Raw genomic sequence first — 21,014 nt, forward strand, 5'->3', positions numbered from 1 at the left:
GCAGCTGCCCGGGGCCTAGAACCGCACTATTCGCGCACGGCGAGAACCGTACCCGCCGCAACCGTCCGGCTACCCTCGCGAATCGCGAAGCCGAGACCGGGCTCGAGCGGGACCGGACGGCCCAGGGTCACCGCCATATCGACGCTCTCGCCCGGCTGCGCCCGGCCGTCGGGCAGCACCACATCGCCGACCACATCGCCGGTGCGCAGATAGAACTGCGGCCGGTATCCGGTCACGATGGACGTGCGCCGCCCGCCCTGCGCCGCGGTGAGCAGATGCACGCGAGCGGTGAACTCGGTGTGCACGGTTATGCTGCCGACCGCCGCGACCACCTGCCCGCGGGTGACCTGCCCCCGCTGCACACCGCGCAGCAGCAACGCCACATTGTCACCCGCCTCCGCCGATTCCATTGTCCGGCCGAAGGTTTCGACACCGGTGACCACGGATTCGAGGCTGTCCCCGTATCCGAGCACCGCCACCCGGTCGCCCATGCGGACGCGCCCGCGCTCGATGGCGCCGGTCACGACGGTGCCGCGACCGGTAATGGTGAGCACGTTCTCCACCGGCATGAGGAACGGCGCGTCGGTGTAGCGGACGGGCATCGGTATGTACTCGTCCACCGCATCGAGCAGTCCCAGCAGGGCCAGCGACCACTGCGCGTCGCCCTCCAGCGCACGCAGCCCGGACACCGGGACCACGGGCAGCCCGGCGCCGTCGTACCCGTTGGCGGACAACAGCTCCCGCACCTCGAGCTCGACCAGCTCCAGCAGCTCGCTGTCCCCGGCATCAGCCTTGTTGAGGGCGACCACAATGTGCTCGACCCCGACCTGCCGGGCCAACAGCACATGCTCGGCCGTTTGCGGCATGACGCCGTCCAGCGCCGACACCACCAGAATCGCCCCGTCCAGCTGGGCGGCCCCGGTGATCATATTCTTCACGAAGTCGGCGTGACCCGGCATGTCCACATGCGCGTAATGCCGTGTGGCCGTTTCGTATTCGACGTGCGAGATATTGATGGTGATACCGCGCGCGATCTCCTCCGGGGCGCGGTCGATGCGATCGAACGGTATGAACGCGCCACCGCCCTGCTCGGCCAGCACCTTGGTGATGGCGGCGGTCAGCGTGGTCTTGCCGTGATCGACGTGCCCCATGGTGCCGATGTTCAGATGCGGCTTGGTGCGGACGTAGGCCTGCTTGGCCATGATGATTTCTCCGTCTGGCGGCTGCTGGATGAAGCAGCGAGATTCGAGGGACCTCAGCGGCGAGCGACCTTCCCCGCCTGAGGTCCCGGGACATCCCGGAGAAGGTCAGCTTCGTGCGCCGCCGAATGCGGAGACCACGTATGCAGCGGCCATCGCACCCGCGAATGCGGGCGTTGCGGTGATGGGCTGCGTGAACATGCGGACCAGAGTGCCCGACGACTACCCGAGCGCGCCAGCCATTTTCAATCCCCGAGCGGCCGCCCGCCGTGCCGGTTCGGTCTGCGACCCCGCCGTGGATAGTATTGCCGCAGTTTCGCCAAGAGTTTGCTGCGCCTCTCTGCGTGCGTAGCACAGTGCACCGAACCAAATTGTCCGTGATCGGCGATGAAGGCGGGCCCGTGGGCATTCTGCAAAACCACAAGACACTCGTATCGAATGTCGCGCTGGTGTCGATGATGCTGGCCGGAGCCAGTTACCTGGCGTTCGACATCGCGCGGGTACGGCCGGGTGGCTCGTACTCGGTGACCGTGCAGCTGGATCGGTCGGGCGGGGTGCAGGCCGGTAATGACGTGACGTGGCGCGGGTATCGCGTCGGCAAGGTCAAATCCGTCTCGATCATCGATAGTGGCGCGCAGGTTGCCGCGGTGGCGGAAATCGAAGACCGGTACCAGATTCCGGCCGATTCCGATATCAAGGTGGCGGCGCTGTCGGGGGCCGGCGAGCAGTACATCGACTTCATGCCGCACTCCGATGGCGCGCCATTTCTGAAAGACGGCATGGTCATTCACTTCGATCCGAAGCGGATCACCACACCGACCCCGATCTCGGAGACGCTGATCGATACCAGTGACCTGCTGGCCCAGATCGATCCGGACAAGCTGGGCACCATCCTCACCGAACTCGACACCGCACTCAGCGGCGGGCCCGATCAACTCCGGCATCTCATCGACAGCATCAGCCTGGCCACGGCGGGTCTGGACCGGCTGCTGCCACAGACCGAGAACCTCATCGAGAATCTGCGCCTGATCGCGGGCACGACCGCGCACGCACAGCCCGATCTGGGCACACTGACCCGTAATTCGCAGCTGCTGTTCGATCAGGCGAATGCAGCCAATGCCGAATTGCGGCAGCTGCTGGAACACGCGCCGGGCCAGCTGGCCGTCGCCTCGGCAACACTGGATCGCGATGCGGACCCGATCCAGAGCCTCACCACCACCCTCGCGGCGATCGTGAATGCCGCGATGCTGCGGATTCCGGCCATCCACGCGCTGTTCCCGGCATTGGTGATCGGGACCTCGGCCATGGGTGCGCCGGCGCACGACAACGAGTTCTACACGATCGTCGATATCTGGCCCCGGCCGTGGTGCCACTATTCGGCGAAGGACACCGCGCCCTATGTGGTGCAGGACGGCACCCTCGCCCGCTGGGCCTACTGCACCAATCCCCCGCCCGGACAGCAGATTCGCGGGTCCGGCAATGCCCCGCGACCGGACATTCCGAACAATGGCGCCGAAATGCCCACCTGGGCCGATCCGAACGAACGCACCCTGCCGCCGGTTCGGTGATTCGCACGCGTGTCGGCGCGCCGTCGCGAGTTGTCCCCCAAATCTCGCCTTGTAACCTTCAGAATGATCACGTGGCGTTCTGGATCAGAACGTGAGAAGCGTTGATAATCTGTTCAAATCGGTCTGCGGCGAAAACCAAGCTGCCGACCATCATTGATAACCGTGGTGCCGTCTAGGCGAGTTGCGTCGGACGTTAAAAGCTCGATGGAAACCATGTAAGACCTGCCGTCGCTGGCGGGCGGCGGTACTGCCACGAGCAGACCTGCGACTTCGGTCACAGGCCAACCCTGATGGAGCAATTCATCGGGTCACAGGACGGTAGTGCACGTGATGTGAACGGGTCCCATGCTGTGCCAACGTGATGTCCCCTCGCCCTGGCAGCCGCGTCGACAGGGTGGCGGGCAAGGCTAGAGAGGTCAGATGTCTCGATGATGAGCAAGCGTTCCCTCGGCTTGGCAGCGCGTTCAGTTGTCTTCGTGGGTGTCGCGGCTGCCGGATTGACGGCCGCACCCGCACAGGCCGATCCACTGTGGCCGGGCGGTCCGGATGTCCCGGGCGTGCCGGCGATCATTCCGTCACTTCCGGCCGTGGCGCCGTGCTCGGCGCAGGCTCGCGCCTGCCTGCGGCTCGGCACCAATGAGGCGTGGCTGATGGACAATGGAAAGGTCACCTTCGGCCCGACCCCGATCTCCCACGGTATGCCGGGCTTCGAAACCCCACCGGGTGTCTTCCGGGTGGCGTTCAAGGAGCCGTTCCACTGGAGCACCATGCACCAGGCGCCGATGGAGTACGCGATTTTCTTCAATGGAGACATCGCTTTCCACATCGGGCCGACGGACAAGAAGTCGCACGGCTGCATTCGCATGACGCCCGACGGCGCCAAGCAGTTCTTCAGTTACCTCAACCCCGGTGACGTGGTCGAGGTCGTGCCGTAAGTCGTCGGATCTGTTCGGATCTATTTCGACCCAGCCCCCTCCCCGCACTGCGGGGAGGGGGCTTTTCGGCGCTCAGGCGGGGCAGCTGTGGAATGCGTGCACCAGCCATTGCCCGGATGGGCGGGCGAGCACCCAGGTGCCACGCACCGGGGGTTCGGTATCGGTCCCGCCGGCCAGCTGTACCGCGCTGTGGCCCAGCACAATTGCGGTATCCGGATTCAGGAATCGCACGGTCGGCGGCTCGTTCACGACCCGCGAACCCTGCCACGGCCCGGCGAAAGCGGCGGCGAACCGCGCTCGGACCGCCTCGCGGCCCACGCCCAGCCAGCCCGGTGTCACCGAGTTGGCATCGACATCGAAATTGGCGGCGAGCGCATCGGCGTCATTGTTCACCCAGGCGTCGTAGATACCGTCGATCACAGCAAGTACGGCGGCCCGCTCATCGGTCTGCACTGCAATGTCGTTCATGGTGATCCTCCTCGAATCCGCGCCGCCGATTCAGCGGCTCGTGAGTACCTACCGGCGCGCGCGGACAAACTCATCGATGCCGCGTAGTTGTCACCGCGGTCGCGTACAACAGGGAGGTGGCCGAGGATTTCATCACCCGCACCGATCCCTATCGCCGGGAGTTGCTGGCGCACTGCTACCGCATGCTCGGATCGGTGCACGATGCCGAGGATCTGGTGCAGGAGACGCTGCTGCGCGCCTGGCGCGCCCGCGACAGTTATGACGAGAGCCGGGCCTCGCTGCGCACCTGGCTGCATCGGATCGCGACCAATGCCTGCCTGACAGCGCTGGAACAGCGAAACCGGCGGCCGCTCCCGTCCGGGTTGGGTGGTCCGCCCGGCGATGACCCGCGCGAAGCACTGGTGCACGGCGGCGAAGTGCCGTGGCTGCAGCCGATTCCGGATGCCATGATCGGGGATCCGGCGGAAGTCGCTGCGGGACAGGGCAGTCTGCGCCTGGCGCTGATTGCCGCGATGCAGCATCTACCCGCTCGGCAGCGCGCGGTATTCGTACTGCGCGAGGCCCTCGACTGGCCCGCCACGCAGATCGCCGAGGCCCTGGAGATGACGCCCGCCGGCGTGAACAGCGCCCTGCAGCGGGCCCGGAAGACGCTGTCCGAAAGCGGTATTCACGAAGATGACATCACCGAGCCGGTCGACCGGAGAGCGGTGGTCGACCGCTATGTCATCGCCTTCCGGAACGCGGATCTGGCCGCGATCGAAAAACTCCTCACCGACGACGTAATCCTGGAGATGCCGCCCTACGTCAATTGGTACCGCGGCCCCGCCTTCTACACCGCCTTCCTCGCCAGAGCCTTCGCACTGCGCGGCACCGATTGGCGCATGCTCCCCGTCGCCGCCAACGGCCAACCCGCCGTCGCGGCGTACGTCCGGAACCCGGCGGGCGACTACATCCTGCACACCCTGCAGATCTTCACCCTGGCCGACGGTCGCATCGCCCGCACAACCGTCTACCAGGATGCCGAGATATTCGCGCTCTTCGAACTCGCCCCGGCTTGCTGATCAGGCCGGGCGTTTCATCGAGCCGATGCCGAGCGCGGTAGCGGCACTGCACAGCCCGACCGCCGCTATCGCCCACCAGCTGCGGGTGAACCCGGTCAGCGCGTCGGCGCTGCCGGCCGTCACCGTGCCGAGAATCGCGATGAGCATGGTGACGCCGAATACGTAGCCGAGCTGGCGGCTGGTATTGACCACGGCGCTGCCGGTCGAGACCCGCGCCGGTGGCAGATCGACGGTGGCGGTGGCAAGGAGATTCGGCAGTGAGAAGCCCACGCCCACACCGATAATGAGCCAGCCGGGCAGCAGATCGGTCACATAGCACACATTCTCGGAGGCGCTGATCGCCATGACCGCGGCGCCCACCGCGACGAGTAGGTTACCGATGGCGACCAGCGCGCCGGAGGAGACGCCGCGGCGCGCCAGGCGCTGGCCCACCGCGGCGAAGATCGGCACCATCACCGGACCGGGCGCCACCGCCAAACCCGTGGTGAGAGCGCTGTAGTGGGCGCTGCTCTCCAGCCGCAGCACCACGCTCGGCAGGACGGCCCCGAACGCCGTGCAGAACAGCAGCGCGGTGACATTGGAATAGAAGAAGGAACGCACCTTCAGCAGGGCCGGATCCACGATGGGAGCGGAGTGGCGCAGCACGCGAAGCACCACGAAGGCGAACGCGATTGCAGCACAGGCGAATGCGCTCAGTGTCGCATTACCGGACCAGCCCCACTCCTGCCCCTTCACCAGCGCGAGCGCCAACGATCCGAAGGCCAGCGCGAGCGCGATCGCACCGAGTATGTCCGGAATCCGAGTGATGGCCGCATCTTTGGACTCGGGCAGCAGCACCATCGCACCGATCAGAGCGAGCACCCCGATGGGCACATTGACCAGGAACACCCACTGCCACGAAATCTTGACCAGCCCTCCGCCGATGACCGGCCCGAGCGCCGCGGCCACCGAACTCGAAGTTGCCCAGACCCGCACGGACGAAGCACGACGCGCCGCGGGCATGGCGGTCAGCAGCAGACCGAGGCTGGTCGGCGTCAGCGCCGCCGCCCCCGCAGCCTGCAGCGCACGAAAGCCCACCAGCCACCAAAGCGTCGGTCCGAAGGCGCACGCCAGACTGGCGAGCGTAAAAACGGCCAGACCAGCGAGAAATCCAGCTTTGCGACCGAATCGATCCGCCATGCGCCCCGCTGGAATCAGCAGTGCGGCATACACAATGGTGTACCCGTTCAACACCCAGCTCAGATCCGAGAGCGAAGAGCCCGGATAGCCGCGACCGATGGCCGTGAACGCGACATTCACAACAAATACGTCGAGCATGGCCATAAAGGCCGCCGCACACAGCACGAGCAGGATGAGATCGGACCTGTCCCGACCTTGTGACTGATCGGCGGATCCACCCACCACAGTCTGACTTGAATTCACCATAGTCAGACTGTAGACACTTAACTATAGTTAATTCAAGCCAGATAATCGGCCGATCAACAGCGGCCTTACAGAGCACGAGGAATACCGGCTGCGCCGCCTGTCCGGACGCGCAGATCCTCTCGACGATCCGCCGGATCCGTTGCAGTGCAGCGGCTTCGCCGCACCACCGCCTAACAGGATACCGAGACGTTCGCGCCCTTCGAACTCGCCGCCCTAACTCGAGCAGGTCACCCGAGGACGCCGTCCACCGTGCGGCGGATCTTCTCGACGGCGGATTTGTCGCCGAGGCGGAGGGCGGTGTTGGCGGAGCGGAGGATGGCGTCGAGTTGGAAGGCTACGAGATCGGCGTCCAGTTCTGCGATTTCGCCGGCGACGATGGCTTGGCGCAGTTCGTGCGAGAGGACATAGATCCATTCCTGCTGATAGCTCGCGAGGGCATCCTGGACCGGGCCCGGGCGGCTGTCGAATTCGCTCAGATTCGCAGCCTGGAAGCAGCCTCCGGCGAACAGCGGGGTTTCGGCGTAGTCGATCCAGCGTTCGATCAGTTCCCGAAGGCGTTGTGCGCCGTGTGGTTTCGATTGGGCGGGGCGGACGACGGCGTCGATGAACATGCGGCGCGCGTGGTCGACAGTGGCCAGCTGCAGCGTTTCCTTGGTGCGGAACAGGGTTTGGATGCCGGCCTTGCTGAGTCCGACATCCATGGCCAGCCGGCCGAAGCTGAGGCTCTCCAGATTCTCCAGCGAGGCGATGTCCACGGCTCGGCCGAGAACCACCTGCCGGGTCCGCGCGCCGCGGAGTAGGCGTTTGTCGGTGATCTGATCGGCGGACGGCGGAATGTCCATACGGTCGATCGTACTCCGGGAGGCTACTTCGACCCGAGAACGTAGGCCAGCTGTTGCACCACCAGGGTCGCAATCACCGCCTGGCCGGAGGTGGAGAAGTGAATCCGGTCCGCGCTGAGCAGGTTCGGGCGGTCGTTGAACGGGTGGTCCTCGCAGTCGGCAATGACGCCGCCGAACTCCGCGGCCAGCGTGCGGGTGATCGCGTTCAGCGTGCGCAGCCGGTCCGGCCAGTCAGGGAACACCGGGATGACGAAGGCGCGCCCGAGGGTGAAGGCGGCGAGCTGCGCTCCCGTCCCGGCCGCCAGTTCCCACATGCGGCGCAGCGTCCGCTCGATCTGTGCCCAGTCGGGTTCGCGGCGGACGATATCGTTCGCGCCGCTGGGCACGATCAGCAGATCCGGGCGGAATTCGAGGATCCGCGCGCTCTGCTCGTCGAGCGCCTGTTGCGTCGTGGCCCCGATCCGGCCGGTATTGAGGTATTCGAGGTCCGGCCGCACCCGCAGCAGAATCTGCCGAACTCGTTCGGGCCAACCGAGATTCAGATAGCCGGGGGTCGGATCGCCCGCACCGACCGAGAGGCTGTCGCCGATCGACGCGAAACGCCGCCATGGCGCGTCGTGGAGCAGGGCGGCCGCCGCTACGGGCGACAGGCAATAGGGATCCGTCGCCTCGATGAGTGGGTGCACCATCACTGTCATGAATTAAGCATACGGCCGTACGTATCCATGTCACAAGAGTTGAGTTGTTTGCCCCGATAGGTGACCGGCATTACAGTTACCCTCCAGTAGGAACTCCAGCGTTCCCTGAAATATGGAGTCGCACATGCCAACACCCACCACCGCTGTGCCGACCACCGCAGCCCCCGCGACCGTCGTCACCCGGACCTGTCTCGAACTCACCGCCGATGTCCTCGAGCGACTGCTGGAGGTGCTCGCGGCCGTCGACTCCGCGGTGCTGACCGAACACCACAACGCCGTGCAAGCGGTGACCTCGGCGCTGCTCGGCGGGCAGCCCGCCACGGCCAAGACGCGGTCGGCGGGAATCGAGATCGAGGAGTCGTATTTCGTACTGGCCCTGCACATTCCGCCGCATCCACGCAGTGCCGTACCGGCCATCGATGCGGCGGTGCTGGCTCGGCGCACGCTGCGCCGCCTGCAATCCGGACTGGCCGTGCACAGTGCGGGACGGGCGCTGCCGATGTTGAGCACCGAGGGCGGCACCGTGCTGCTGCCCGAATCCTGCACCGACCCTGCGACTCTCGATGACCTCGTTGCCGGACTGTCCGCCACGGCGCGGGTGCCCGTCACGGCGACCGTCATGCACGCTGCGACACAGGCGATTCCGGCGGCGGCCGATCAGGCGCACGAACTACTGGATATGGTGCACCGGCTGCAGTGCGAACCGGGTCTGTACCGCTTCGACGATCTGGCCATGGAGTATCAGCTGACCCGGCCGGGTCCGGGCCGCGAATACCTCGGGGCGCTACTGGATCCGCTCGACGAGTACCCGGAGCTGCTGGAGACCCTACGCCGGCACCTCGGCAATGATCTGAACCGCCGCCGCACCGCGCGCGGGCTCGGCGTGCACACCAATACCATCGACTATCGGCTCAAGCGCATAGGGCAGCTCACCGGTTTCGATCCCGCCCAATCGGCGGGGCTGTGGTACCTGCGCTCCGCGCTGGTGGCTCGCACCTACCGAAACGCGGAGCAGCACAGGCACTTCGAGCACACGCTCAGCTAGCGATTACTTCGGACACATACTCATACCGCGATCCGGCGCTGTAATTCCTCGCTGCCGGCGCGGCCCCGCACCGGACGGCCGCACAGCATGCGCACCAGCAACGCCAGGAACGGCAGGTGCTGTGCCCGCGACCGCTGCGACAGCGCCACCGACCAGACCGTCTCACTACCGGGCAGACCGAGCGGCTGATCGTCGAATCGATCGGCGAGCCAGTCGATCATGGTGGGCGCACCCAGGAACTGCAGTGGCAGATGCATACTGAGCCGGTCCCGCAGATATTTGACATGCGCGCCGCGGCGCAGATACCGGCCAACGTGCGCATCGATATCGGCCACCGCGATCACCTCGTCGTACACCGCCTGCAATACCAGCATGGGCATGGCGGGAGCCTGTGCGCCGGGCCGTATTTCGTCGAGCACGATGCGGAGTTCGTGATGGTCCAGCATGGCCGCGAGCCCCTCGCGGGCATGGCGGTCGGCATCGCGTCCGGCGAAGCGGGCCAGCAGCGGGAGGGTGGGGGTGCGCTCGGCCGTATCCAGCAATGCCAGATACTCGGCCGACAGATGACTGCGCAGCACCTCACGCAGTTGCGGATAGGCCCGCCGCAGTCCGGCGGTGAACACCATGGCGAAGCCCGCGTACGGCGAGGCGTTCAATCGCACGAAGGCCGAAGCGGGATCTCCCACAGGCGATCCCGCGACCGCGCCGACGATATCGAGTTCGGGGGCGTAGCCAGCGGCAAGCTCCGCTGCCCAGGCTGTCGCCAGACCGCCACCCGAGTAGCCCCACAAGCCGATTCGAGTGTCGGCGGCCAACCCCAGGGCCGGGAATCGCAATGCGGCGCGCGCCGCGTCCAAGGCCCGATAGCCGGGTTCGCGGGCCGAGCCGAAGTGCCCGCCGAGGCCCTCGTGATCGGGCACCGACACCGCCCAGCCGCGGGTCAGTGCACTGGCGATGAGCGGTAGCTCCACCTGTGGGATGGATCCGAGTGCACGAGCGCCGTGCCGTAATGCGTAGGAGGGGAAGCACATCGGGGCGACGGCATCGATCGCGCACTGGAACGACACCAGCGGCCGCCGCTCGGCCGGGTCGGCGCCCCAGGGCAGCAGCACCGTGGTGACCGCCGCTTCCGGAGCGCCGCGCAGATCGGTTGTGCGATACAGCAATTGCCACGCCGCGATCTTCTGCGGCACCAGCCCGAAGAGGCCCAGCCGGACCTCCCGCGAGCGCAGAATCGTGCCCGGGGCGACGCGGCCGAGCGGTATCGGTGAGTGGTAGAACGGATCGTCGCCCGGGAGCTGCGGCTCAGAGATGTCCATCACCACCGGACAGCGCCGACCCCATCGCGGTGACTCCGGCACAGACGGCGCCGCCGAGCGCTCGCACCTTCGGCCTCATAGAACCTCTTCCACTACGTCGAATTCGCTTGCGACAGTATGGGTACGGTGCCACCGGGGACGCTGTCTCTGTGTCAGATGACAAGGTTCCCCGCCGTCAGCGGGTCGCCGATTGTGGTGTGGGACAGCCCGATCACGCGGGCGGGCGGGAGATGGCGATGGCCGTGCGCGTGAACAGGGAGGCCAATTCCGGCAGGTGCGAGGCATCGCGCTCGTTCAGGCAGGACCGCACCCGATCATCGATCCCGCCGAGCAGCATATCGATCAATTCCGGATCCGGCTCCGCGGCGAGTTCACCGTCCCGCACACCGATGCGCACCACGGCAATGATGTATTCCGCGAATCGGCGGTGCACCCGGGCCCGATGCGCCACCAGGCCGGGCCCGGCGGCCATGGTCTCCACATACAGCGCGCGAGCGGCGGCCGGCTGTGCGGCCAGCACCCGGAGGTAGATCTCGAACGAAATCCGTACCCGGTCGGCGAAGCTCACTCCGACCATTCCGGTGACGGTGTCCCGCAATTGGTCCAGGGCCTTGCCCACCGCGAGATCGTAAGCGGCGGCGAAACATTCGTCCTTGCCGCCGAACACGGCGTAGAAGGTCCGGCGTGCCACCTGTGCCCGGCTCACAATGTCGGCGACCGTGGTGGCGGCATACCCCAACTCCCCCACCGCCTCCAGTACGGCGGAACACAGTCGCTGATACTGGGAGGACTCCACCTGCTCGCGGCTGAGCCCGTGCCGCCCACGCGGCAGTGGTCCCGCGGCCCCCACACCCTCCACACTCACCTCGCCCACACTATGGCCTTCCGACGCCCGCCGATGCCCGGCTATCGCTTGGGCCAGTGCCACGGTGGTTCCGCCAATGGTCGCAGCCCGTCCACCGTGGTCGCGCCGTCTTCCTTGACCAGTTCGATGGTGTGCAGGTCCGGGGCGTGCGCGGCCAGCACATTGCGCAGCTCCCGCGCATGGGTCACCACGATCACCTGGGTGTCCTCGGCGACCTTGGCGATGAGTTCGCCCAGCGGGCCGAGTAGTTCCGGGTGCAGACTGGTTTCCGGCTCGTTCAGTACCAGCAATTCCGGCGGGCGCGGGGACAGCAGTGCGGCCACCAGCAGCAGATAGCGCAGGGTGCCGTCCGAGAGTTCCGCGGAGCCGAGCGGGCGGTGCAGTCCGGGTTGGTGCAGCAGTAGTTCGAAACGCCCGTCCCGACCGGCTATTTCGATTTCGCTGCCCGGAAAGGCATGGTCCACCGCCTGATTCAGGCCCTCGGCATCACCGATCTCCCGAATCGTCTGCAGCGCGGCCGCGCCATCGGAGCCGTCGTGCGCGAGCACCATGGTCCGGGTCCCGATCTGCAGCGTGCGGCCGGGCGCATCCACATCGGTGCGCAGATGGTCGTAGAAACGCCAGCCTCTGATGCGTTCGCGCAGTACCAGCAGATCCGGTGCGTGCTGTGGGTCCGCCAATTCGGCGAGCATGCTGTCGAAGGGTTTCAGCGCATGCGGCACCATCGCCCAGCCGCCCTTGTCCGCCCGCAATCGCACCACCGGACCGCCACGCTCGGCCAGCATGGTCGCGGGCCGCAGCACCGGTCCGGCCCACACCGCCTCGGCCTTGATCTCCGGATCCCGATTGAACATCGAGTACGCGTCCGGCACCGGCACACCCAGATCCGCCGCATAACCGAAGTCGTCGCCCGCGAACCCGAGCCGCAAGGCCAGTGGTCCCCCGCGCGCGGTCCGCCCGGGCCCCGCCCACAGCGTCGAATCCAGGCCGCCCTCCCGAGCCAGCCCGGCGACCGCACCGTTGCGCGAGAAATCAGCCAGCAGCCGCAGCACCCGGTAGAGGCTCGACTTGCCACTGCCATTGGCACCCGTGACCACATTCAATTGCCCCAGAGGCACCACCAACCGGCGCAACGACCGGTAGTTCTCGACGGCAAGCGTGGTCAACATGCCACCACCCTAGGGATGGCATCAGACACCTTCCAGCAATCGGATCGCCGAGATGAGCCAACTCACCCGAAGCCCTGTGCGTGATTCGGGCGAGTGCCGCAGCAGATCAGGCGTCGTGGAAGACGAGGTCCAGGGTGTGGCCACGACCGGAGCCCACGTGGATACGGCAGGCGAACGGCCGCATCGCGCGCTGAGCTAGGCGGCTGGCCGATGGGCGACGGTGGCCAGTACCCGCAGTGCGTCGGCGAGGTTGACGACCATGCCGGAACCCTCGGCGGCCAGACCCATTTCCATGTATTGGCGGATGAGTTCGGACTGCGTGATGCCCTTCGCCTCGGCGGTGGCCTTCAACCGCTCGTCGAGGTCGACCGACCACTTGACGGACCGCTTCACCGGGATGCCGTCGGCCGGCTTGTCGGCCGGGCCCGGTAGCCCCTCGGGGGCGAGCGCGTCCTGATCGAATTCCATACCTTCGGTCCAGGCCGCGAACTCATTTGCAGTGCTGGGGATTTCGCGTGTCATTGTTCGCCCTCCCATTCGGTGAACGTCTTCAACTGCTGCGGCGTCATGTCGGTGATACCGATGATCTGATGGTCGGCGACGGCCGAGGCATCGTCGTCGTCGGCCAGTAGTCGCCGCGTCCACACAATGACCGCCCGCCCGGTGCGGGTGCGGCCCCAGAAGGTGAGCGCCACGACGTCGTTCCCACCGGCGGGAACGACCTTCTTACGTCGGCCGTAAATGACATCGGTGATGTCATCCCGGGACAGTCCCAGCTCGGCGGCCATTCGTAAGGCTCGATGTAACCAGTAGTAACCCATTACCAGCTCATGGTACCTCGCGTGAGGTACCGGAAACCATCGCGAATATCGTGGCGGATCAGGCGTCGTGGAAGACGAGGCCGAGGGTGTGGCGGCGGCCGGAGCGGACGAGGCTCACGCCGTGGCGCATGGGGGCGGCGGACCAGCCGCGGGCGCTGCGCACGGGGCGGTCTCGGGTGGTGAAGATCAGGCCGTGGCCTTGCGGGAGGCGGACGGCGGCGCCTCGCGATTGCGCCCGTGGGCGCTGTTCGACCATGAGGAATTCACCGCCGTCGTAGTCGACGCCGGGCACGTCGAGACCGATGACCACCTGCAGCGGAAAGATCATGTCGCCGAACAGGTCCCGATGCAGGGCGTTCCAATCCCCCGGGCCGTAGCGCAGCAGGATCTGGGCGGATTTCGATTGCCCGGCCGCATGGCACTGCGCGATCCAATCGTCGAGTCGCTCGGGCCAGGTTCCCGGCCGGCGCAGGCGGGTCGCCCAATCCTGGGCGATGGGAAGCAGCTTCGGGTACAGCGCGGCGCGCAGCTCCTGGACGAGCTCGGGGAGATCGTGGTTGAAGTAGCGGTACTGGCCGGACCCGAAGCGGTGCCGGGCCATATCGATGGTGGAGCGAAAGCGATCCGCCTGGTCGTAGAGACTCACCAGACTGCGGCATTCCGCGGCCGTCAGCAGCGGGCCCATCAGCGCGTGGCCGTAGTCGTGCAGCTCGGCGGCGAGCGCGGGCCAATCCTGTGCGGCGATGCGGGCGGCGCGAACGGCCGGCAATTCGGTGCGCGCCGTCATCGATCGCCGCTTCGCGGATTCGTCCTGACCATTCCCCTACTGTGCCCGAGCCCCGTGCACGGGACCGGCGGAGTTCGGACGTGACATTCTCCGCAAACTGAACAGGTTAACTTGCAAGTTTTGCTGATGTACTGCAAGCTGGCCAGGTGAATGAACTCGGCAAACGCAGGTCAGCGCAGGAGCTGGCAGGAGCTGCTGCCGATTTGCGGGTAGTCACCAGCAGACTACTGCGGCATCTGCGCACCGCCCGTGGCGAGATCGATGTGACCCCCTCCCAAGCCGTGGTTTTGAGCCGCCTCGGCACCGACGGATTCATGTCGGTGGCCGATCTCGCGCGCGCCGAGAAGGTGCGGCCGCAGTCCATGCGGACCACACTCGGTGCGCTGGAGGAGCGCGGATTGGTGACGCGGTCACCGCATCCCTCCGATCAGCGTCAGGTGCTCATGTCACTGACCCCTGCGGGAACGCGGCTGCTCGAAAGCGCGCACGAGGCCAAAGAGGACTGGCTCGCAACCGCCATCGCCACCAAACTCTCTCCGGCCGAACAGGATGCACTGCTCGGCGCTATTCCGCTGCTCGATCGCCTGGTCGAGCCGTGACCACTGTTTCGCATCCGTAGAAAAGGATTCGCTTCGTGTCTTCGACGATTCTGGAACCGCGCACCGCGCTCGTATTGATCGACCTGCAGCAGGGCGTTGTCGGCATGCAGACCTTGCCGCACACCGCCGCCGAGGTCGTGCAGAATTCGGTGGCGCTGGCCCGCGCCTTCCGGAAGCAGGACTTGCCGGTTGTGCTTGTGCGCGTCTCGTTCTCGGCCGATCGGGCGGACGCCGCACCGGGCCGGACCACCGATTCCGGTACCCAGGGCTTCAATCCGCCGGAGGGCTGGGACGTGCTGGTCGACGACCTCGAGATCCAGCCGACCGATATTCAGATCACCAAGCGGCAGTGGGGAGCCTTCTACGGCACCGAGCTGGATCTGCAATTGCGCCGGCGGGGCATCACCGGGATTGTGCTGGGCGGCATTGCCACCAGCATCGGGGTGGAATCGACCGCTCGCGCCGCACAGGAGCACGGATATTCGGTCGTGGTCGTCGAGGACGCCATCGCCGACCGGGATCTGGCCTCCCATGAGCACGCGGTCGGGAAGATCTTCCCCCGCCTGGGCCTGGTATCCACCACACAGGGCGTGCTCGATGCACTGAGCGCTCAGGTCGCCGCCGTGAACGCCTGACGCAGCTGCGATACGCCGATGGGGCCGCGCACAGATGTGCACGGCCCCATCGGCTTTCGGCTCACAGTCGCCTGGCGTCGATCATCCAGATCTGGATATTGGAGAATTCGTAGTTGGCGCCGATCCGGCTGACCATTCGCACCAGATCGGTGACATCCTCCGTCCTGGCCAGCAATTCGATCCGGAGCCCGGACGAGACATCGCTCTCGAACCGGCGGCCGCGATAGCTCTCCACCTTGTTGTCGCGGTCGTCCACGCGATACACCTGGGTGACCACCATCCGCTGTACCCCGAAGGTCGCCAGGGCTCTTTTGATCTCGTCGAACAAGCCGGGTGGCAGCACCAGCGTGATCAGTTTGGCGTCGCTTTCCGCGCCGGGATCCATGGTGTAGTAACCGATCATGCCGCCGAGTTGCAGCGGTGCCGTCATCACGACTCCTGGCTGGGCTCCGGTTCCACTTGTCGGACAGGTTGCTTCAGCACCGCCCGCGAGCTCACCAGGGTTTCGTCCGGGTACGCCTCTTCTTCGTGAGCAGCGACGTCACCGATTTCCAGCACATCGTCGGGCATGCGCAGTTTCATGAACAAGCCCAGGAATTTCAGGATCGCGACCGTGATGAAGGCATCCCACACAATGATGGTCAGCGCCGCTCCGGCCTGCCACAGCAGGAGTTTCGGATTGTGGCCGTAGAGCCAGCCACCATAGGTGGCGTCGGAGACATCCGCACCATTGCCCAGATACACCTTGATATGCGGGTCCGCGAAGACACCCACCAGCAGACCGCCCGCGAGTCCGGCCACACCGTGCGTGTGCACCACACCGAGGGTGTCGTCGACCTTACGGAAGAGCCGGGTGCGCCCCAGCTTGTTCCACGACAGCCACACCAGGGTGGAGGAGATGACGCCGATGGCCATCGCACCGAAGCTGTTGATGAAACCCGCTGCCGGAGTGATAGCGACCAACCCCGCGATCATTCCGTTGATGGCGCCCAGGAAGTTCGGCCGCCGCGAAGGGCCGGCGAACATGTCCCAGAGCACCCAGACCAACACTGCCACCGCGGTGCACAGGTTGGTATTCAGCACCGCCAGCGACGCATCCGCGCCCGAGAAATACGGGTCCCCGCCATTGAATCCGTTCCAGCCCAGCCACAGAATGCCCGCGCCGGCCGCCGCCATGGGCAGATTGTTCGGGACAGCGCGCTCCCGGTCCCGTGCCAGCCGCGGGCCGATGACCGCTGCCGCCACGAATCCGGTGGTGCCCGCGGCCAAGTGGATGACGTAGCCGCCGGAGTAGTCGATCGCACCCATCTGCGACCACCAGCCGCCGCCCCACAGCAGGAAGGCGTTCACCGAATAGGCCAGCGTCGTCCACAGCGGTACGAAGATCAACCACACTTTGAAACTTATCCGGCCGATCACGCTGCCCAGGAACAATAGTGGCGTGATACCGGCGAAGACGAACTGGAAGTACGCCAGTGTTGTCTGAGAGAAACGGAATTTCGGCATCAATCCGTCGAGTAGCGGAATCACCGCCTGATCTTGATTATTCGAGCCGAGGATGGTGTGCGGGTGGCCGATTGCGGCCCGCAGTATTCCTGGCCCTATCTTGACGGGTTCGCCGAACCCCATATTGAAGCCCCAGAGCACCCAGACGACCAGGACCAGGGAGAACCCGGTGAAGGCCATGAGTATGGTGTTGACGGCCCATTTCTTTTGCACGATACCGCCGTAGAGGATGGCGATACCGGGAATGCTCATGAGTCCGACGAGCGTGGCAGCTACCAACTGCCAGGCATTGTCGCCGGGGTTCAGCCAATCGGGATACGGTGACATGATTCAGCGCTTCCTCACCGCGGGAGCGGGCAGGCACCAATCCGCTTCCGGCACTAAAATCGCTGTGACGAATGGTGTCTGGCGTCACATTTGGTGAACCAAGTGTTGTGCCACAACGTTTCCCGGCTATTACGCGCGGTTAAATCTGGATTTCACGGTCCGTTCGACATTGTCCGAGCACACGAAATGCATGACTCGACAATGCAATTCCAACTGGTCGGAACGCGATCGACACGACCGGGCAGGCTCCCGTACCATCGCCCTACGGGGAGAGCAGAGCCGGTGAACGGGGGCAGGGTGCGCAGGAGTCGTCTACCGACGACCGTCCGCAATGGAGCGGAGTGGGCGCGACATTTCGCGCGCACTGCGCCGGGCGTTCTGAGTGCGGTGGTCGCCGGACTCGTCATTCTTTCGCTGGCCGCCGGTATGGTGTGCGCGAATCAGCTCAGCGAGAAGCAGACTCGGCGCGATACGGTGCTGCGGCATACCGAACCGCTCGCCGATGCCTCGCAGCGACTGTATGTAGCGCTCTCCGCGGCCGACGCGGCCGCCTCCACGGCCTTCCTGTCCGGCGGCATCGAATCACCCGGGGTGCGTACGCAATACCGGCAAGCTCTGTCCGACGCGGCGGCAGCGCTCGCCGATGCCACCACCGGCGCCTCCGATATCCAGACGCGGGAGATCGTGGCCCGTATCTCCGCGGAACTGCCCTCCTATACCGGACTCGTCGAGTCGGCCCGGGCCAATAATCGGCAGGGGCTGCCGGTGGGCTCGGCGTATCTGCGGCAGGCATCGGTACTCATGCAGCAGTCGGTACTGCCCAATGCCCAGCAGCTGGAACAGAATCGGCTCGCCCAGCTGCGCGAGGATCAGCGTGATATCTCCACGCTGCCGCTGCTCAGCGTTGCGGCCCTACTGGTGCTGCTGATCGCGCTCACCGCCGGATCGGTAGTACTGCTACGCCGCACCAATCGCCGGTTCAATCTCGGTGTGGTCACCGCGGCGGTCGCGACGGTGGTGGCGCTGGTGTGGATCGGCGCCGCGAGCATCGCCGCGACCAGCGTCATCGACACCGGCTCCAAGGGTGCGACCGTGCGGTTCGAAACCCTCGCGCGGGCACGGATTCTCGCGCAGCAGGCCCGCACCGAGGAGACCATGCAGCTCATCACCCGCAGCGATATCGATACGAGCGAAGGCGTGTTCACCACCAAGACCACGGAATTGCGGAACCAGCTGCTGACCGTCGTCACCGCGGAATCACCTGCCGCACAGACCTTCTCCAGCTGGCAGGACGGGCATCACACCCAGCTCGCCTCGAATCGGAGCAATGACTACAGCGCCGCGGTGCGGCAGGCCATCGGCACCAGCCCCGACGGCTCCGCCTTCCGATTCGGCGCGCTGGACGATTCGCTGCGCGCCGAACTCGATACCACGCGTCAGCAGGTGCGCGACGGTGTGGACGCCGCGGGCGATGCCTTCCTCCTGAGCCCGATCGGCACCCTGGCCCTGCTGCTCGTCGCGGCCGGCTCGGTCGCCGCCGGAGTCTGGCCGCGACTACAGGAGTTCCTGTGAGCAGGCGCTTTCGAATGCTGCTGGTGGCCGGCGTCGTCGCGCTCGTCACGTCCTGCGGTGCGCACGCCCCGAGTTCGCAGCCCATGCAACTGCCCGCCGAGACCCTGCTCCCGCCGGGGGCCACCGAGATCACCAGCACGCCCGATCAGCGCGGCAGCGATACCTGCGATGCCAATGCGAGTCTGCGCCCGGGCGCCCAGCCGCGTCCCGGTGATATGCCGGACGGGTCGACCATGGCGACCATCCTCAAGCGCGGGACGCTGCGCGTCGGCGTGGATCAGAATTCGTTCCTGTTCGGCTTCCGGAATCCGGCGACCGGGCGGATCGAGGGCTTCGATATCGATATCGCACGGGAGATCGCCAAGGACATCTTCGGCGACCCGGACCGCATCGAACTGGACCCCCTCGACTCCGCGCACCGTATTACCGCGTTGCAGCAGAAGCAGGTCGACATCGTGGTGGAGACCCTCACTCCGACCTGCGAACGCCGTAAGAGCATCGAGTTCTCCTCTGCCTACTTCGTCTCCGACCAGCGCCTGCTGGTGCCGAACAACTCGGGAATCCGGTCCACGGCGGATCTTGCGGGCAAGAAGGTCTGCGGCGTCGTCGGCACCATTACGCTCAATCCGATCCTCACGCTCCCGCAACGGCCGACAGTTATCGGTATGAGCAATTGGCTCGACTGTCTCACCGCCCTGCAGCAGGGGCAGGTGGCCGCCGTCAGTACCGACACGCCAATCCTGTACGGCCTCAAGCAGCAGGATCCGAATCTGGACATGGTGGGCGATGCGCTGGCGCAGGACCCATATGCGGTCGGCATACAGCAGGACTCGAAGGATCTGGTGCGCTTCGTCAATGGTGTCCTCGAGCGGATCCGCGGCGACGGTACCTGGCAGCGGCTCTACAACAGTCGATTGACCGCGCTCGGCCCCGTGCCCGCACCGCCCGCGCCCCGCTACATCGGGTGAGCGGCAATGACCGAGAATCCCCTGCACATTCTCTCCGTCGCCGAGATCGACCGCGACATTGCCGCGCGAGAACGCGAAATCGACGCCATCGCTTCCACTTTGTTCGATCTGGACAAGCATCCCGGGCTGGTCCTGCTGCGCCGATTCCCGCCCACCGGCGTCACCGCACAGCGCTGGGCGCCCGCGCAGGAGGCGCTGGACCTGATGTGGGAGGACTTCGGCCGGCTGCGCACGATTCTCGATCAGGCGCATGCGGCGCGCACCCGGCGCAGGCTCGACGCACTCGACCGTGAGGAGCTCACCATCCTGTTGCGCGGGCAGCCGATGGAGGTGGCGCGCACCGCGATTCCGCTGGCGCAGCGGACCTTGATCGGGCCGCGCGAGCAGGTGGTGCACATCGGGTTCACCGAGCTCGTGACACGTATGCGGGAGTCCTTCCCACAGATCGTGGAGGTGCTCGACGCGGTCGAGGCGGTGAACAGCCGGGTCATGACCGATATCGCGCCGGTGCGGGCGGAACTCGGGCGAATCGGCACCGGAGTGCCCGAACTGCGTTCCCTCGCAGCCGATATCGATGATCTCAGCACGCGCGCGACCGCCGATCCGTTGACGCTCACGCCGGCCGAGATCGACCGCCGGCTCGCCGAGATCACCCTCCGCATGCGGGATGCGGCGGTGCTGCGCCGCGAGCTGGCTGCCATGGCCGCGGACCGGGATGGGACGATAACCCGTATGCGCACGCAGGTGGAGACACTGCGCACGACCTACGAGCGAGCACACCTCGCCCGCATCGCGGTGGAGCGCACCATCCTCACCGGCCCGCTGCCCGCGCACGCCGACACCAGCGCGGTACTCGGTGCGCAATTGTCCGCACTGGCGGCCGATCCGGGCGATCCCACCGCACTGTGGGAGTTGCGCGGTCGCATAACCACCGCGCTGACCGCCGCCACCGAGTCCGAGCAGCTGGCCCAGGGGCTGCTGGATCGCCGCGCCGAACTCCGGGGACGGCTGTCCGCCTATAGCGCCAAGGCCGCACGCCTCGGTGTCAGCGAGGAACGAGAGGTCTTGGCCTCCCACCGGATTGCCGCCGGATTGCTGACCCGCAAGCCGTGTGATCTGGCGGCCGTCACCCGGGCCATTACCGACTACCGGCAGCTCATCGCTCAGAAATCGGGGAGACGACCGTGAACTGCACCGAATCCGGC

Annotated in this window: 22 protein-coding genes; 9 read left to right on the forward strand and 13 right to left on the reverse strand. The window is 66.2% G+C overall.

Features of this window, described 5'->3' with window-relative positions:
* Positions 1 to 26: 26 nt before the first annotated feature.
* Positions 27 to 1,202: an elongation factor Tu gene (tuf, locus tag JWN03_RS13000; RefSeq protein ID WP_297614094.1), complete on the reverse strand. Its 1,176-nt coding sequence runs from the start codon at positions 1,200 to 1,202 to the stop codon at positions 27 to 29.
* 398 nt (positions 1,203 to 1,600) lie between these two features.
* On the opposite strand from tuf, the gene JWN03_RS13005 reads away from it, so the two are divergent.
* Positions 1,601 to 2,767 (forward strand): MlaD family protein, encoded by a 1,167-nt coding sequence (locus JWN03_RS13005; protein WP_366914391.1) that lies wholly within the window; start codon positions 1,601 to 1,603, stop codon positions 2,765 to 2,767.
* A gap of 428 nt (positions 2,768 to 3,195) precedes the next feature.
* Positions 3,196 to 3,702 (forward strand): L,D-transpeptidase, encoded by a 507-nt coding sequence (locus tag JWN03_RS13010; RefSeq protein WP_297614096.1) that lies wholly within the window; start codon positions 3,196 to 3,198, stop codon positions 3,700 to 3,702.
* A 72-nt stretch (positions 3,703 to 3,774) separates the two neighbouring features.
* Here JWN03_RS13010 and JWN03_RS13015 read toward each other — a convergent pair whose 3' ends face one another.
* Complete coding sequence (locus JWN03_RS13015; protein WP_297614098.1) at positions 3,775 to 4,170, reverse strand: SgcJ/EcaC family oxidoreductase; 396 nt, start codon at positions 4,168 to 4,170, stop codon at positions 3,775 to 3,777.
* 116 nt (positions 4,171 to 4,286) lie between these two features.
* On the opposite strand from JWN03_RS13015, the gene JWN03_RS13020 reads away from it, so the two are divergent.
* Positions 4,287 to 5,231 carry a sigma-70 family RNA polymerase sigma factor gene (locus JWN03_RS13020; protein WP_297614100.1) on the forward strand — a complete coding sequence of 315 codons (945 nt, stop codon included), beginning with the start codon at positions 4,287 to 4,289 and terminating at the stop codon, positions 5,229 to 5,231.
* Here JWN03_RS13020 and JWN03_RS13025 read toward each other — a convergent pair whose 3' ends face one another.
* The 3 genes from JWN03_RS13025 to JWN03_RS13035 form a co-directional block, all read right to left on the reverse strand.
* Positions 5,232 to 6,656 (reverse strand): MFS transporter, encoded by a 1,425-nt coding sequence (locus JWN03_RS13025; RefSeq protein ID WP_297614102.1) that lies wholly within the window; start codon positions 6,654 to 6,656, stop codon positions 5,232 to 5,234.
* A gap of 227 nt (positions 6,657 to 6,883) precedes the next feature.
* Positions 6,884 to 7,498 carry a TetR/AcrR family transcriptional regulator gene (locus JWN03_RS13030; RefSeq protein ID WP_297614104.1) on the reverse strand — a complete coding sequence of 205 codons (615 nt, stop codon included), beginning with the start codon at positions 7,496 to 7,498 and terminating at the stop codon, positions 6,884 to 6,886.
* A 23-nt stretch (positions 7,499 to 7,521) separates the two neighbouring features.
* Complete coding sequence (locus JWN03_RS13035; protein ID WP_297614106.1) at positions 7,522 to 8,196, reverse strand: SGNH/GDSL hydrolase family protein; 675 nt, start codon at positions 8,194 to 8,196, stop codon at positions 7,522 to 7,524.
* A gap of 124 nt (positions 8,197 to 8,320) precedes the next feature.
* Between JWN03_RS13035 and JWN03_RS13040 the strand changes: the two genes are divergently transcribed.
* Entirely contained in the window at positions 8,321 to 9,241 is a 921-nt protein-coding gene (locus JWN03_RS13040) for a PucR family transcriptional regulator (RefSeq protein ID WP_366914392.1), read from the forward strand.
* A 20-nt stretch (positions 9,242 to 9,261) separates the two neighbouring features.
* Here JWN03_RS13040 and JWN03_RS13045 read toward each other — a convergent pair whose 3' ends face one another.
* The 6 genes from JWN03_RS13045 to JWN03_RS13070 all read right to left on the reverse strand — a co-directional run bounded on the left by JWN03_RS13045 (position 9,262) and on the right by JWN03_RS13070 (position 14,202).
* Positions 9,262 to 10,560 carry a lipase family protein gene (locus tag JWN03_RS13045; RefSeq protein WP_297614108.1) on the reverse strand — a complete coding sequence of 433 codons (1,299 nt, stop codon included), beginning with the start codon at positions 10,558 to 10,560 and terminating at the stop codon, positions 9,262 to 9,264.
* A 211-nt stretch (positions 10,561 to 10,771) separates the two neighbouring features.
* Positions 10,772 to 11,425, reverse strand: coding sequence for a TetR/AcrR family transcriptional regulator (locus JWN03_RS13050; protein ID WP_297614110.1), 654 nt, complete (start codon positions 11,423 to 11,425; stop codon positions 10,772 to 10,774).
* A 41-nt stretch (positions 11,426 to 11,466) separates the two neighbouring features.
* A complete protein-coding gene (locus tag JWN03_RS13055; protein ID WP_297614112.1) occupies positions 11,467 to 12,594 on the reverse strand; it encodes an AAA family ATPase in 1,128 nt (375 codons plus the stop codon).
* A gap of 195 nt (positions 12,595 to 12,789) precedes the next feature.
* Complete coding sequence (locus JWN03_RS13060) at positions 12,790 to 13,116, reverse strand: hypothetical protein (RefSeq protein ID WP_297614114.1); 327 nt, start codon at positions 13,114 to 13,116, stop codon at positions 12,790 to 12,792.
* Positions 13,113 to 13,382, reverse strand: coding sequence for a hypothetical protein (locus JWN03_RS13065; RefSeq protein ID WP_297614116.1), 270 nt, complete (start codon positions 13,380 to 13,382; stop codon positions 13,113 to 13,115). The genes JWN03_RS13060 and JWN03_RS13065 overlap by 4 nt, the downstream gene beginning before the upstream one ends.
* A gap of 91 nt (positions 13,383 to 13,473) precedes the next feature.
* Positions 13,474 to 14,202, reverse strand: coding sequence for a 2OG-Fe(II) oxygenase (locus JWN03_RS13070; protein WP_297614118.1), 729 nt, complete (start codon positions 14,200 to 14,202; stop codon positions 13,474 to 13,476).
* Between the two features lie 146 nt (positions 14,203 to 14,348).
* Here JWN03_RS13070 and JWN03_RS13075 point away from each other — a divergent pair, with 146 nt between their 5' ends.
* Entirely contained in the window at positions 14,349 to 14,801 is a 453-nt protein-coding gene (locus JWN03_RS13075) for a MarR family winged helix-turn-helix transcriptional regulator (protein ID WP_297614120.1), read from the forward strand.
* A gap of 35 nt (positions 14,802 to 14,836) precedes the next feature.
* A complete protein-coding gene (locus JWN03_RS13080) occupies positions 14,837 to 15,436 on the forward strand; it encodes a hydrolase (protein WP_297614122.1) in 600 nt (199 codons plus the stop codon).
* A 61-nt stretch (positions 15,437 to 15,497) separates the two neighbouring features.
* On the opposite strand, the gene JWN03_RS13085 is transcribed toward JWN03_RS13080, so the two are convergent.
* Together JWN03_RS13085 and JWN03_RS13090 are read right to left on the reverse strand one after the other, a co-directional pair.
* Entirely contained in the window at positions 15,498 to 15,866 is a 369-nt protein-coding gene (locus tag JWN03_RS13085; RefSeq protein WP_297614124.1) for a P-II family nitrogen regulator, read from the reverse strand.
* Positions 15,866 to 17,269, reverse strand: coding sequence for an ammonium transporter (locus JWN03_RS13090; RefSeq protein ID WP_297614126.1), 1,404 nt, complete (start codon positions 17,267 to 17,269; stop codon positions 15,866 to 15,868). The genes JWN03_RS13085 and JWN03_RS13090 overlap by 1 nt, the downstream gene beginning before the upstream one ends.
* Positions 17,270 to 17,566: 297 nt before the next feature.
* Here JWN03_RS13090 and JWN03_RS13095 point away from each other — a divergent pair, with 297 nt between their 5' ends.
* From JWN03_RS13095 to JWN03_RS13105, 3 genes are read left to right on the forward strand one after another with little or no spacing between them, the layout of a single operon-like run.
* Positions 17,567 to 18,841: a hypothetical protein gene (locus tag JWN03_RS13095; RefSeq protein WP_297614127.1), complete on the forward strand. Its 1,275-nt coding sequence runs from the start codon at positions 17,567 to 17,569 to the stop codon at positions 18,839 to 18,841.
* On the forward strand, positions 18,838 to 19,809 hold the full coding sequence (locus JWN03_RS13100) for a glutamate ABC transporter substrate-binding protein (RefSeq protein ID WP_297614128.1): 972 nt from the start codon (positions 18,838 to 18,840) through the stop codon (positions 19,807 to 19,809). The genes JWN03_RS13095 and JWN03_RS13100 overlap by 4 nt, the downstream gene beginning before the upstream one ends.
* A 6-nt stretch (positions 19,810 to 19,815) precedes the next feature.
* Positions 19,816 to 20,997, forward strand: a complete 1,182-nt coding sequence (locus JWN03_RS13105) for a hypothetical protein (RefSeq protein ID WP_297614130.1) — start codon at positions 19,816 to 19,818, stop codon at positions 20,995 to 20,997.
* Positions 20,998 to 21,014 lie beyond the last annotated feature (17 nt).

The sequence above is a fragment of the Nocardia sp. genome, assembly GCF_025465275.1.
Taxonomy (GTDB): Bacteria; Actinomycetota; Actinomycetes; order Mycobacteriales; family Mycobacteriaceae; genus Nocardia.

Excerpts from the sequence above, each read along its gene's own strand:
- tuf (WP_297614094.1), bottom strand. The coding sequence starts at position 1,202 with ATGGCCAAGCAGGCCTACGTCCGCACCAAGCCGCATCTGAACATCGGC.
- JWN03_RS13010 (WP_297614096.1), top strand. The coding sequence starts at position 3,196 with ATGATGAGCAAGCGTTCCCTCGGCTTGGCAGCGCGTTCAGTTGTCTTC.
- JWN03_RS13015 (WP_297614098.1), bottom strand. The coding sequence starts at position 4,170 with ATGAACGACATTGCAGTGCAGACCGATGAGCGGGCCGCCGTACTTGCT.
- JWN03_RS13025 (WP_297614102.1), bottom strand. The coding sequence starts at position 6,656 with ATGGTGAATTCAAGTCAGACTGTGGTGGGTGGATCCGCCGATCAGTCA.
- JWN03_RS13030 (WP_297614104.1), bottom strand. The coding sequence starts at position 7,498 with ATGGACATTCCGCCGTCCGCCGATCAGATCACCGACAAACGCCTACTC.
- JWN03_RS13035 (WP_297614106.1), bottom strand. The coding sequence starts at position 8,196 with ATGACAGTGATGGTGCACCCACTCATCGAGGCGACGGATCCCTATTGC.
- JWN03_RS13040 (WP_366914392.1), top strand. The coding sequence starts at position 8,321 with ATGCCAACACCCACCACCGCTGTGCCGACCACCGCAGCCCCCGCGACC.
- JWN03_RS13045 (WP_297614108.1), bottom strand. The coding sequence starts at position 10,560 with ATGGACATCTCTGAGCCGCAGCTCCCGGGCGACGATCCGTTCTACCAC.
- JWN03_RS13055 (WP_297614112.1), bottom strand. The coding sequence starts at position 12,594 with ATGTTGACCACGCTTGCCGTCGAGAACTACCGGTCGTTGCGCCGGTTG.
- JWN03_RS13060 (WP_297614114.1), bottom strand. The coding sequence starts at position 13,116 with ATGACACGCGAAATCCCCAGCACTGCAAATGAGTTCGCGGCCTGGACC.
- JWN03_RS13065 (WP_297614116.1), bottom strand. The coding sequence starts at position 13,382 with ATGGCCGCCGAGCTGGGACTGTCCCGGGATGACATCACCGATGTCATT.
- JWN03_RS13070 (WP_297614118.1), bottom strand. The coding sequence starts at position 14,202 with ATGACGGCGCGCACCGAATTGCCGGCCGTTCGCGCCGCCCGCATCGCC.
- JWN03_RS13085 (WP_297614124.1), bottom strand. The coding sequence starts at position 15,866 with ATGACGGCACCGCTGCAACTCGGCGGCATGATCGGTTACTACACCATG.
- JWN03_RS13090 (WP_297614126.1), bottom strand. The coding sequence starts at position 17,269 with ATGTCACCGTATCCCGATTGGCTGAACCCCGGCGACAATGCCTGGCAG.
- JWN03_RS13105 (WP_297614130.1), top strand. The coding sequence starts at position 19,816 with ATGACCGAGAATCCCCTGCACATTCTCTCCGTCGCCGAGATCGACCGC.